The organism is Dellaglioa carnosa, assembly GCF_026948345.1.
In the GTDB taxonomy this organism is placed as follows: Bacteria; Bacillota; Bacilli; order Lactobacillales; family Lactobacillaceae; genus Dellaglioa; species Dellaglioa algida.
The window spans coordinates 128386-141006 of the sequence record NZ_JANXLI010000003.1 but is presented as its reverse complement, the minus strand read 5'-3'; the positions used below and the strand labels follow the sequence as shown (position 1 = coordinate 141006).

The 12621-nt window shown below is 33.5% G+C and carries 11 protein-coding genes; 5 read left to right on the top strand and 6 right to left on the bottom strand.

Features of this window, described 5'->3' with window-relative positions:
- Window positions 1-29: 29 nt before the first annotated feature.
- From N0K80_RS05355 to N0K80_RS05340, 4 genes are all read right to left on the bottom strand, one after another.
- On the bottom strand, window positions 30-1772 hold the full coding sequence (locus N0K80_RS05355) for an MFS transporter (RefSeq protein ID WP_269024028.1): 1743 nt from the start codon (window positions 1770-1772) through the stop codon (window positions 30-32).
- A gap of 52 nt (window positions 1773-1824) precedes the next feature.
- Window positions 1825-2754 (bottom strand): YihY/virulence factor BrkB family protein, encoded by a 930-nt coding sequence (locus N0K80_RS05350; protein ID WP_269024027.1) that lies wholly within the window; start codon window positions 2752-2754, stop codon window positions 1825-1827.
- A 130-nt stretch (window positions 2755-2884) separates the two neighbouring features.
- Window positions 2885-4321 (bottom strand): teichoic acid glycosyl transferase, encoded by a 1437-nt coding sequence (locus tag N0K80_RS05345; protein ID WP_269026212.1) that lies wholly within the window; start codon window positions 4319-4321, stop codon window positions 2885-2887.
- A gap of 112 nt (window positions 4322-4433) precedes the next feature.
- A complete protein-coding gene (locus N0K80_RS05340) occupies window positions 4434-5405 on the bottom strand; it encodes a glycosyltransferase family 2 protein (RefSeq protein WP_269024025.1) in 972 nt (323 codons plus the stop codon).
- Between the two features lie 743 nt (window positions 5406-6148).
- Here N0K80_RS05340 and N0K80_RS05335 point away from each other — a divergent pair.
- Window positions 6149-6562, top strand: a complete 414-nt coding sequence (locus N0K80_RS05335; RefSeq protein WP_269024024.1) for a GtrA family protein — start codon at window positions 6149-6151, stop codon at window positions 6560-6562.
- A gap of 189 nt (window positions 6563-6751) precedes the next feature.
- Entirely contained in the window at window positions 6752-8443 is a 1692-nt protein-coding gene (locus tag N0K80_RS05330) for a glycosyltransferase family protein (RefSeq protein ID WP_269024023.1), read from the top strand.
- 281 nt (window positions 8444-8724) lie between these two features.
- On the opposite strand, the gene galU is transcribed toward N0K80_RS05330, so the two are convergent.
- Both galU and map read right to left on the bottom strand, forming a co-directional pair.
- Window positions 8725-9594: a UTP--glucose-1-phosphate uridylyltransferase GalU gene (galU, locus tag N0K80_RS05325; protein WP_112250505.1), complete on the bottom strand. Its 870-nt coding sequence runs from the start codon at window positions 9592-9594 to the stop codon at window positions 8725-8727.
- Window positions 9595-9810: 216 nt separating this feature from the next.
- Window positions 9811-10593 (bottom strand): type I methionyl aminopeptidase, encoded by a 783-nt coding sequence (gene map / locus N0K80_RS05320; RefSeq protein ID WP_057974396.1) that lies wholly within the window; start codon window positions 10591-10593, stop codon window positions 9811-9813.
- Window positions 10594-10743: 150 nt separating this feature from the next.
- Here map and N0K80_RS05315 point away from each other — a divergent pair, with 150 nt between their 5' ends.
- From N0K80_RS05315 to N0K80_RS05305, 3 genes are read left to right on the top strand one after another with little or no spacing between them, the layout of a single operon-like run.
- Window positions 10744-11202, top strand: a complete 459-nt coding sequence (locus N0K80_RS05315; protein WP_269024022.1) for a flavodoxin — start codon at window positions 10744-10746, stop codon at window positions 11200-11202.
- 3 nt (window positions 11203-11205) lie between these two features.
- A complete protein-coding gene (locus N0K80_RS05310; protein WP_269024021.1) occupies window positions 11206-11619 on the top strand; it encodes a GtrA family protein in 414 nt (137 codons plus the stop codon).
- A 35-nt stretch (window positions 11620-11654) separates the two neighbouring features.
- Window positions 11655-12617: a glycosyltransferase family 2 protein gene (locus tag N0K80_RS05305; RefSeq protein WP_146342491.1), complete on the top strand. Its 963-nt coding sequence runs from the start codon at window positions 11655-11657 to the stop codon at window positions 12615-12617.
- Window positions 12618-12621: the final 4 nt, after the last annotated feature.

Below are 12621 nucleotides of genomic sequence, written 5' to 3'. Positions count from 1 at the left end.
CATTATTATTGATACATATAGAAGTCATATCAATCTAATTTATTTTTATCCCTCACTATCATTCTGAAGACGGCCCACAAACTACTAGCAACCCAAGTTAAAACAATAATCAACAATCTCAATTTAGTGACTATTTTTGATTGATACCCCACCGTTAAGGTATTTATACCTATGTTAGTAGATTCAACGGTCGGACTACCCATCGTTGATAACCTTATTTTCTTTGGATTAATCTTTTTTCCATTTAGTTTAAGCGTTGACCCATTGTAAATAACAACTGGCAGGGAGCTAGACTCTCCTTTTTTTATCGTATTCCAGTGAATGGTCAAATCGCCATGCTTATCTACCGTTTTATTGACTTTAGATTTATTAATAATCATATCTCTTTTATAGTCAATGTAAGGATCTTTGCTTGTCACACGATTGTCAGGCAAGTAGTCAGGTGTCGCTTTCGTGACAAGGTCCAATCCTGCTCCTAACTTAGGACTAGTAAAGGCATGCGTAATCTGCTTATTACTCATGCCATTTACAACGTTAACATTCTCAGCAGATGCCAGCGGCTGCTGATTATTCCAAATTTGATTACTTTTATTTATTTCTGAATAGGCTTGTACTCCGATAGAAAGACTACCAGCTAATAATAAAAATTCGCAATATTTCCTTGAATCCTTGAATGGTAAAGTTGATAAGGTTGCACCAAAACCGGCCAACAGTAACACCGAAGCAAATCCTTCAAATCGACGAGGAAATTGTAAAAAGCGTTGCAATTGCGGAACGGCAGTCGCTATTTCAGTCCACGGCATAACATTGGAAGCTAAAATTAAAAATAACAATCCAAGGATCGTTACGACTTTATTAGTTAAGGGCAATTGATCCCTTTTCATAAATACCCAAAGAATTTGTAAGACAAAGATAATGCTCATGACTAAGCCTATTTGAGTTAACGTTGGATCTCCCGTCGATAAATTCATGGTTGATTCTACCATGTCAGGATTGTCATATGGTGGATATAACTGGTTTTTCGTCATAACATCTAGCATGGCGCCCCAGACATTAAATGTCAGTACCAATGATAGTAAATTAGCCCAGATGCACTTTAGCACGAGTTGTCGTTTTTTACTCGTTCGTATAAAACCCACCATAAAAAATATTATTAAGACGCCAATTGACATTAAGGCACTTAACAAATGGACTTGGATCATCAATGAAACAACTAATGCTAGGGGGATAATTCGTAAATATTCGGCATTATTTTTTACCATCTTTAATCCCATTACAACGACTAACGGCATTAAAGCAATACCCCAAGCCATAAAGTTCTGTTCAGTTGACCAACGCGTAATCCATAAACTGGTCATGAAGAAAATAGCCATAAGTAGAGAAATTCGTTTAGTTGAAGTCATCTCTCTAGACAAGACATACATCGAATAACCACTGATAAAAAAAATTAAGAAATTAGAAATAATCTGAAATTTAATCCAACTATGTACAATTAACAACAACACGCCTAAAAGATAAGCGAAACCAGGTCCATATAAGGCATTTACAATACGTCCTCCTTGTTGAAAACCGTAATTAGTTTGAAAATAACTAAAATTACCCGTTTTAAATTGCATGTAGGTATCATAGACACGATTAAAATGGAACAGGGAATCAGATCCCAAAACTAAACTATGATTAAGGATTTGAGGTAGTACCAATAATAAACTAACGGTAAAAATAAAACTGAAGACTATTCCTTGATTTTTAAAATAGCTAAACTTATTTCCCAATAGATTAACTCCCAAAAATATTTATTTACTACTATAGAGGACGGCAGACCTATTATTTTTTATGATATTTATTTTTTTTCTTATTTTTTCGTTTTTTCTTAGTTGATCTACCAGTATATTGGTCAACTAAGATATTCAAACGACTTGACTGTTCTTCAACCTCTCCATGTCGCATAATAGCAATTGACGCATTAAGAACGGCACCTAGCATAATTATCCACGCGCCAAAATTTAACCAAAATAACATAATCATAACAGTCCCAATGGCCCCATAACTACTGAATGAACCCCCAAAGTATCGGACGTAGATTGAAAACACCTGAGTTAACATAATCCATCCAAGTGTTGTCAGAACTGTTCCCGGTATAACGGCCCTAAACCTCAGCTTAACGCTTGGTACAATTCGGTATAACAATAAAATAATAATAAAAATACCAATTAAGGCAACCGGCCACTTAACCGTTGTAATAACCGTTAAAATGGCTCCCGGAAGATGAAATATTGGCGTTAAAAATTCAACAACCATTTGACCAAATCCAAGGAATAAAATAATGGCACCCAAAGTAGCAACTAAAGCAATCGTCAATATTAAGGATGCGACTCGTCCAATAATAGCATTCTGTTTAGTTTCAACGCCGTAGGCTTGGTTAAACCCCTTCTTCAAGGCATTAATCCCTTTACTTGTCGTCCATAGCGTTACAACGGCCCCAATTGATAATAATCCACCATTTCCATTATTCAGAAAAGATTCAATTAATGGTGCCAATATTTTGTAGATTGCTGATGGCATGACAAGTTTTAAATATTCCAGAATGACAGTTACTCTTAAATGAAGCAATGGTAATAAATTTCCGATAAAAATAATGGCTGGAAAAATTGATAACAGCGTATAATACGCAATAATAACCGAGGAATTACTCACATCGGCATTAATGAATTGAGTTTGAAATGTTTTAATAAATTGTAAGCATCTATTCTTCATGTGATTCCTCCGAGATTTGTATCCATAGAATAAATTGTATCACATTTAGACAAAAAAATAGATTGGGTCATCGTTATCGGCCCAATCTTTTAATTTAATTATAATTTTTTAGTAAAGAGTAAAGTGTCTATTATTTTTTGTACAGAAGAACAAATGATTCATTACCGGCATCTTTTGCTGTTGCCTTCACCTGGTAATTATTTTCTAATGCCATACGTAGATGTGCATCAATTGACGCATCTATTTGTTTTTTCAACCCTACTTCATCGTTCAAAGGCTGTGTATTTAATTTAACAATTACAAAATCCACCTTTTTGGTATCCATATCATTAATGAATGATTCATACATAACCGGTAATTGTTCATAGGTCATATTTAATCGATGAAAAAATTTTGTCGTAGGTAACGTCTGTGTAGATAAATAAAAGCCCTGATCTAAAGAATTAATCATTAACAAGGTTGGCTTCTTATTTTTCTTGAGCATTATAGTTGTAAATCTGGCTTGAGCATCTAATGTTTTGTTAGCATATGATACCCGCTCGCCCCTAACAATCAGCTGACCTAAAGTTGTATTATTTATAAATGGAAGTATTACTAATGAAATTGAAAGCATCATGTAGATAGGCAGATACTTGCTTCTATGGGTATTAGTTTGATTAACATTTTCAATAGCAGCTGACGCTAATCGAATTAAAGCAACACCAAAGAACGGCATCCAAATTAAATTATAATATACGGCCTCTGTGTGTTGAAGTGCTACAAATAGCAATGAGAATAAAAATAGTATCACTTCTAAACTAACTTTTTTAGCCTGGAAAATCATTCTCACCCACCCAGAGAATATAATAAGGACAACAATGTAATGATTACTAATTTCCTTACCAATAATAAACAGTAAACTCCATACTTTCATAAGTATTGATTGATTCGTACTTCCGTACGACGTTAGATTTTGAACAAAATATATCTGAAATAAATCCCCTAAAGCACCTTTCCAAACAAACCAAATACTTATCAAAATAGATAACGTCAAAAAACCGGCAACGGATGCAAGAATAACCTTTACTAACGGGAAGAACTTTTTTTTATAAATAAATAGAATAAATGTCCAAATAAAGAAAGCAACAAATACACCTACCATGGAATATTTATTCCAAAAAATTAGACTTAAATTCAGTCCAAGTAAATAGAACACATATAACGGTACGTCAATGACGTCCTGTCGGTAATGGTTAACAACGAATAATAAATATAGAACAGACGTAAATGCAAATTCTTCTGGCGAACCGCTCAATTGAAAAGTACTGGTTGCAAGCAATGACAGTGGTCCGAGCAATGCAAGCCACTGTTCCTTTATTTTAGTTGTTTTCATATCTTTAACAATTTTAAAAGATACCCAATATACAATTAAAACATTTATTACCTGTAAGAGAAATACACCAAAGAAATTCGTTTCTTTTATAGCCGCACCCATACCAAATATTAAATACAGTAACGGTCCACGTTGATCCATTAAGTCTTTATAAGGGGTTAATCCATGTAGCACTCCTCGTCCCATTGTTAACATTGCATTACTATCTACCCAACTATTAGTTTGAAATAGTGGTGAAGACCCTATTACTAATAGACACGTGATTAAAAGTATTAATATTGGCAAAATAAAAGACAAATAAAAATTTTTATTCTTTTTCATCGATTTTTTTCTCCGTGCTCATTAAATTATCCTGAATAATAAATCTAGGGCGTTCTTTAGTTTCATTAAATACTTTCCCAACGTATTCGCCAATTACTGAGATACCAATTAATTGAACGCCACCAATAAACCAAATCGAGATCATTAACGATGACCAACCCGGAATAACTCTTCCTGAAAAATACTGCCAAACTGAATAAATAACCATAAAAAGTGAAACAAGTGTTGTTGTAATACCCATTCCTAAAACCAGATGCATTGGGGCCACAGAAAATGAAGTGATGCCATCCCACGCGAATGATAACATTTTACGTAGCGGATATTTTGATTCCCCCAATTCACGCTCTTTTCGCGCATAGTAAACAACGGTACTAGGATATCCAATTTTAGGGACAATCCCTCTTAGAAACAAATTGCGTTCTTTAAATTGTAATAGATGTTTAACAACACGGCGAGACGTAAGTCGATAATCCGCAGCATCTGGTACCATTTCAACGCCAATCTTTTTCATTAAGCTATAAAAAGTTTCAGCAGTCCATCGCTTAAACTTCGTATCGGTTTCACGTACATTTCTAGCACCATAAACGATATCATAACCTTCTAATCGAGCGTCTAACATTTTACCCATTGCTTCCACATCGTCTTGAAGATCGGCATCAATGGTGATAAAGATATCACCATAATCATATGCCGCCGTCAAACCACCAATAATAGCATTTTGATGACCAAAATTACGGCTAAAATTAATACCAGATACGTGCTCATTTTTTTTATCATATTCATTGATAATGGCCCATGTTTTATCTTTTGAACCATCATTAACGAAAAGAATTATACTTTCATTGGAAATCCTTTTTTGCTTGATAAAGCCTTGCATTAATTCACTTAATACATTAATTGTTTTAGGTAGTGATTCTTCTTCGTTGTATGCAGGTACTACAATAATTAATCGTTCCATTGTTTTATACAGCTCCGTTTATTTATTTAATTACCACTTAATATTGCTTAGTAATTATCAAGTTGTAACGCTAGTTTTTATAAATATCTTGCGTCAAATTATAAATCTTATGACGCTAATACGTTGGGACTATCAGATTTTTATGTAACAATTTTTATTACGTAACTTCCATTAATATATCAATTCCCGTTGTTACGTCACAATCAAGAATCACCCATCACGCTATATAAAACACTAATTCATGATCTCTCAGAATTAAACCCCACGTGGAAATAAATGACAAATTTTGTCATTTATTTCTGATGCAAGTTGCGCATTCACAGCCTTTAAGTCCAATTTATTCAGCTACTTACTAGATTTTTCAATATATCTACGTGAAAAATATAAGGTTTAATAATATCAATCAACCCCTCACGAATCCCACCGTAGCGACAACTGAGACACTCATTTTTCAATCTCACAACCTGATTTAAATGTAATGATTAATTAATTTATGCCTCCCATGTTAGATAATTATACGATTATCATTATACCGCAATTATTTATAATTTGTTATGAGATATATAAATGCGTTCACAATCATTTTTTAATCTGATATACTTTATAATACTATTCAAACAATGGAAGAAGGAATTTAATTTGGTTTCAGCTAAGGTTATTTTTAAAACAACTGCTGGTAGTCATGAAAACATTGCCGATGTCAGCGTAGAATCATTTGACAAAGCAGATGTTGGTGATAATTAATGGAAAAAATTAAAATATTATTTAGAACTTATTATTCATTAATTTCATATTTATTTTTCGGAGGCTTAACTACTTTAATTAATATTGTTACCTTTGTTATTTTTCAATCCTTTCTAGGAGTCAATTATCAATTTGCAAATGTGATTGCATGGTTTATTTCTGTTATTTTTGCATTTGTAACCAATAAACTCTGGGTTTTCGAGTCAAAAACGGCTGGATTTCCTGAGTTATTACGGGAAGTCTTCTCATTTTTTGGCTTTCGAATTTTATCACTTGTTATTGATCAATTAATCATGACTTTTGGTGTTTCTGTCTTACACATGGATGCAGCTTTTGTTAAATTAGTCGATCAAGTATTCATTGTATTAATTAATTATGTATTTAGTAAATTATTCATCTTCAAAAACTCATGATCAAGTCTGCCGGCGCTTACCCTACACAGATCTTGTCATGAGTTATTAAGACGAACCCGTCAATTGTGTTGTGCTACATACAGGCCTCAATTTTATGACTAGGGAACGTAAATAGCACTGTTGGGCAGTTACAGTATCGTTAACTTTATCTATTCAAAAATTCACACAAATTTTTTAAAGGGAGAATTTATGATTTCAAAATTATTAATGACAAAGCGTAGAAGATTAATGGCAACGATTATATTATTTGGGGCACTAACTATTATATTCATGCTGCCTTACATGCGAGGTAACTATGTCACAAGTTTCTATAATCAGAATACAACTTTTCACTTGAATCGAATTTCAGAGTTAGTAAATGCGCTGCAGCATGGAAAAATATTATCTTATGTAAATCTATCAACGTTTAAAAATGTCGGCGTTGCAACTAATCTATTTTATCCGTTCGTGTTTTTATATCCATTTGCAATATTTGATATTTTATTAAAAAATCCAATTAAAGGATACTTATTAGGGGTTGCCTTTTTTCAATTTATTTCCATGTTAATTGCTTATTTTTCTATGTATAAATTTTCAAAATCTGAAAAGCAGTCAATTTTATTTTCAATTATTTACTCATTTTCTTGTTATCGGGTCGTAGATTCTCTTTTTCGTGGAGCACTTGGTGAGTCTCTGACATTGATGATTTTACCAGTAGCCGTTTACGGTATCTATAGCTTATTTTTTGGAAATAAGAAGGATTGGTACTGGGCATCCATAGGTATTGCTCTATTATCGTATGCTCATATTCTTGGTATTCTCATGTTTTTAATTGTGGCTGTCTTGTTGTTTATCATTATGCTTTTAGTAAAAAATGAATTCACATTACGAATTAAGCAAATATTTTATGCTGCTGGCCTAACTCTTGTTTTATCAGCCGGTATTATTTTCCCAATGTTGGAATCATTCCTTAATGTAAAGATATTAGGTGCATACAAACCAATTTTATACGATACAGCATTAGATATGTCGACCCTTATAAATAGCAGCCTAAACAATCAAATGTTTGATAGTAAAAATGGTTTATTCGCTTACAACATTGGAATTATACTACTTATTTTACCAATTATTTTATTTTATTTTGTTTGTCATAAGAAAAAGATGTCTATCTACGGCCCTATTTTTGGTTTAGGCATTTTATTTTTTATTATGAGTACTAAATTGTTCCCATGGAATTTACTGCAAGAAACACCTTTTTCACTCATTCAGTTCCCATGGAGATGGCTTTCATTTTCTACCTTGTTCTTAGCTGTATTCTTAAGTTGGGAATTATGCCAACTTAAGTTTAAAAATGCTAAAATTTGGATTTTCTTACTACTCGTATTTATCATAGCTCTTCATGTTAGTGGTCTTCAAAATATGAAAACGGAAGAAGCGGATAGGTACGGCACCATTTCATTAAAAAATTATAACGAAGCCCTGAATTATAAAGGGACCGTTGATTATGCTGCCGTTCAAGCCGTCCCTGATGGGACTCATCTGGACTCAACAATTCTTGATCATAAAGTATTTATTGATTCTAAAATTCAGAAAAAAATATTCAAGATGACAAACTACGATGGAAAATTATCCGTTAATGGTGCAAAAACCATTGATTTACCTATTTTATATTACAAAGGCTACGTTGCGACAAATCAAAACGGAGATTCGTTACCAATTAAAATATCTTCTCGGGGTACATTAAAAATTTTATCAACTAAAAATACAAAAGAAATAAATATATCTTACAAAAATACCGTCATTCAAAAGTTAAGTTGGATCATATCTATACTTGGCTGGATTATTTTCATTTTAATGGCAATAATCCAATCTTATCATCGTCATCAAAATAAAGTTAATTAAAAAATAACCATCAATATTGGACGGAAATCCAATATTGATGGTTATTTTTTAATTAACTTTTCAGAAACTTTTAAAGTTCAAGTTTTTAGAAATCAGCTTCCACCGTTACTAGAATGAAGCTTAACCACTAGTAATTAATGCCTTGAAAATTCTTCATTATTAACTTTACGGGTTTCCAATCAAAGTATTTTATACACTTTCTTATTCATCCACCAATAATAGTTGATAAAACTTAAATTAGTAGATTGGGTCATCGATATCGACCAAATCTTTTAATTTAATTATAATTTTTTAGATAATTCTTTGATATATTCTCTCAATTCATCTTTAACTTCTGGATGTTTTAATCCGAAGTCGATACTTGTTTTTAAATAACCAAATTTATTACCGACATCATAACGATCGCCCTTAAATTCATGCGCAAAAACACGTTGAACTTTATTTAAGCGGTCAATTGCGTCAGTTAATTGAACTTCGTTACCTTCACCGGGTTTTTGTGTCTCCAACATACCAAATATTTCTGGTGTTAATAAGTAACGACCAATGATTGCTAAATCACTTGGTGCATCGTCAACTGCTGGTTTTTCAACAAATTTTTCAACATCGAATAATCCTTTTGACACTTCGCTTTTAGGTGCAATGACCCCATATTTTGAAACTTCTTTATGTGGGACTTCCATTACGGCAAGTGTTGAAGCGTGCGTTTCATCGTAACGATTCATTAATTGTTTTGTTAATGGCACTTTGTCTTGCATAATGTCATCACCCAACATGACAACGAATGGTTCATCACCAACAAAATCTTTAGCCATTAAAACAGCATCACCTAAACCTCTAGGATGTGATTGACGAATGAAAAATAAGTTAATGTCTGTTGTTTCTTCAACGATTTTTAATAACTCCGTTTTGCCTTTAGCCGCAAGGTTAGCTTCTAATTCAGGAACGGAATCAAAATGATCTTCGATTGGTCGTTTCCCTTTTCCGGTAACAATTAAAATATCTTCAATTCCGGCTGCTCTTGCTTCTTCAACAATGTATTGAATCGTTGGCTTATCAACGATTGGTAACATTTCCTTGGCCATTGCCTTTGTTGCCGGTAAGAATCTCGTTCCCAATCCCGCTGCAGGTATAATTGCTTTTCTAACTTTCATTATTTACTTCTCCTTTTATTTCGTTCTTTATGGCTTAATAAAGAATCTCATTATTTTAATAAACTTAACTTCGAGCGTCATTGTTAAATCAAATTTATTTTTTAAATATTATTTTAAGTTTATTAATAACACTATAATTTTACCATGAATTGCCTAAATTACCACAAAAAAAGGGAATCGCCTTAAATTAAGTAAGCGACTCCCATTTCCATTATTTTATAAATACTTCGCATCAAACTCTGGATCTTGAGATGTTAAAATTTTGGGACCATCTTTTGTGATGACAATAACATGTTCATATTGACATGAAAGACTACCGTCGGCTGTTCTTGCAGTCCAGCCATTAGGATCATCACTCTCTGATTCCCAGCCACCAACATTAATCATGGGTTCAATCGTAATTGTCATTCCTTCTTTAAGACGTAAGCCTTTACCAGCTTGACCGTAATGAGGAACCGAAGGACTTTCATGCATTGTTGGGCCGATGCCATGTCCAACAAATTCACGAACATCCCCATACCCCATTTGGTCTTCAGTATAGGTTTGAATAGCATTACCGATATCGCCAATACGGTTTCCAATAACAGCTTGATCAATACCTAGGTAGAGAGCCTTATGCGTCACTGCCATTAACTTATCAATCTCTGGTGTTGATTCACCAACGACATAACTCCAGCAAGAATCACTCATCGCACCATGCAAGCTAACAACAGTATCGACTTTAACTAAGTCGTTATCTTTTAAAATTAACCCTTTACGGGGGAAGGCATGACAGATTTCATCGTTGATGCTGACACAAGTTGCGTATTTGTAACCTTCAAACCCAATTTGTTCCGCAATACCGCCATGGCTTTCAATATATTTACGTGAGAAAGTTTCAATTTCCCAGCTTGAGATACCTGGTTTGATAATATCGCGTAAACCCTTGTGCATACCGGCAATAATAGCACCTGAAGCACGCATTTCTTCAATTTCGCGTTCTGATTTTAATGTAATCATTTAATTTGTTTCCTCCTATTTAAATAATTCTTCTAAACTATTATACCGCAATTGTTGAAAATTTGTTACGAGATGCTTAATTCCTTTCACAATCAATTTCTTATCTGATATACTTTGAATAATATTTAATTATGGAAGAAGGAATTTAGTTTGGTTTCAGCTAAAGTTATTTTTGCAACAATTACGGGTAATAATGAAGACGTTGCCGATATTATTACAGAAGCACTCGAAAATTTAGGCGCAACAGTTGAGATGGAAGAAATCTCACAATCAGATGCATCAGATTTAAATAACTTCGATATTGGTATCGTAGTTCCTTATACTTATGATGAAGGTTCTCTTCCTGATGAAGGCCTTGATTTCTATGAAGATTTACAAGAACTTGATTTAACTGGTAAATTATTCGGTGTTGCCGGATCTGGTGATACATTCTACGCAGAGTACTTCGCTACCGCCGTTGATGACTTTGGTACAGCTTTTGAAGAAGCTGGCGCAACTAAAGGATCAGCTAATCTAAAGATTAACCTGGAACCCGAAGAAGAAGACATCGCCAACCTAGAGATATTTGCAAAGGAATTATTCGATAAAGCGAATATTAGCGAGGATTAATAGATGAAAAAAATTAATGAGCTATTTCAAGCGCACTACGCATTAATTTCATATTTAATTTTTGGTGGGTTAACAACCTTAATTAATATCATTACTTTTGTTATTTTCCAATCATATCTTGGCGTGAATTATCAATTTGCGAACGTAATTGCTTGGTTTGTTTCCGTCGTTTTTGCATTTGTAACTAATAAGCTTTGGGTTTTCGGCTCCAAAAATGTTAACTTTTCAGGTTTCATGCGAGAAATTTTATCATTCTTTGGATTTAGAATTTTATCCTTAGTAATCGATCAATTAATTATGACAATTGGCGTCTCTGTCTTACACTTAGATGCAGCACTCGTTAAATTATTTGATCAGGTATTCATTGTTTTAATTAACTACGTTTTCAGCAAGTTATTCATCTTTAAAAAATCATAAAATAAACTTATTAAATTTACTAGGGGGCACCACTCATGACAAACAAAGTTCTTTCAATTGTCGTTCCATGTTACAACGAACAAGAATCTATCCCACTTTTTTTTGATGCGGTTGAAAAAGAATCCGTTAATTTACCAAACGTGGCATTAGAATACTGGTTTATTAACGATGGCTCATCTGATAATACACTTAAAGAAATGCGTAAACTACAAAAATCGCACCCAGAAACGGTTCATTATGCGTCATTTTCTCGTAACTTCGGTAAAGAGGCCGCTTTATATTGCGGTCTTCAAAAAGCAACCGGAGACTATGTCACAGTTATGGACGTTGATTTACAAGATCCAACCAGCTTCTTACCTAAAATGTTAGCTATTCTAGAAGATCCTGAAAATGATTACGATTGTGTGGGCACACGCCGAACAACTCGTGAAGGTGAACCCGTTATTCGTTCTGCTTTTGCCACTCTTTTCTACAAGTTAATTAACCGTATTTCAGATACTGAAATTGTTAATGGTGCCCGCGACTACCGCTTAATGACACGTCAAATGGTTGATGCTGTCTTATCAATGTCTGAATACAATCGTTTCTCAAAAGGTATTTTTAGTTGGGTTGGTTTTAACACAAAATACTTAGAATATACAAATCAAGAACGCGTTGCCGGTAAAACAAGTTGGAATTTCTGGGGATTATTCAAATACTCTTTAGACGGTATTATCGCTTTCTCAGAAGCACCTCTTTCAATTGCGACTTTCGTTGGATTCCTATCATTCATTGGCTCTCTTTTCGCTATTATCTTTATTATTATTAGAGCCTTGATTTACGGAGATCCAACGGCTGGCTGGCCATCAACTATCTCAATTGTCTTAATGATGGGTGGCATCCAACTTTTCTGTATCGGGATTCTTGGTAAATACTTAGGTAAAATTTTCTTAGAGGTTAAAAATCGTCCTATCTATATTGTAAAAGAATCAGATATATTTAGTTCAAAAAAGGATTAGTTAC

Excerpts from the sequence above, each read along its gene's own strand:
- N0K80_RS05350 (WP_269024027.1), bottom strand. The coding sequence starts at position 2,754 with ATGAAGAATAGATGCTTACAATTTATTAAAACATTTCAAACTCAATTC.
- N0K80_RS05345 (WP_269026212.1), bottom strand. The coding sequence starts at position 4,321 with ATGTTAACAATGGGACGAGGAGTGCTACATGGATTAACCCCTTATAAA.
- N0K80_RS05340 (WP_269024025.1), bottom strand. The coding sequence starts at position 5,405 with ATGGAACGATTAATTATTGTAGTACCTGCATACAACGAAGAAGAATCA.
- N0K80_RS05335 (WP_269024024.1), top strand. The coding sequence starts at position 6,149 with ATGGAAAAAATTAAAATATTATTTAGAACTTATTATTCATTAATTTCA.
- N0K80_RS05330 (WP_269024023.1), top strand. The coding sequence starts at position 6,752 with ATGATTTCAAAATTATTAATGACAAAGCGTAGAAGATTAATGGCAACG.
- galU (WP_112250505.1), bottom strand. The coding sequence starts at position 9,594 with ATGAAAGTTAGAAAAGCAATTATACCTGCAGCGGGATTGGGAACGAGA.
- map (WP_057974396.1), bottom strand. The coding sequence starts at position 10,593 with ATGATTACATTAAAATCAGAACGCGAAATTGAAGAAATGCGTGCTTCA.
- N0K80_RS05310 (WP_269024021.1), top strand. The coding sequence starts at position 11,206 with ATGAAAAAAATTAATGAGCTATTTCAAGCGCACTACGCATTAATTTCA.
- N0K80_RS05305 (WP_146342491.1), top strand. The coding sequence starts at position 11,655 with ATGACAAACAAAGTTCTTTCAATTGTCGTTCCATGTTACAACGAACAA.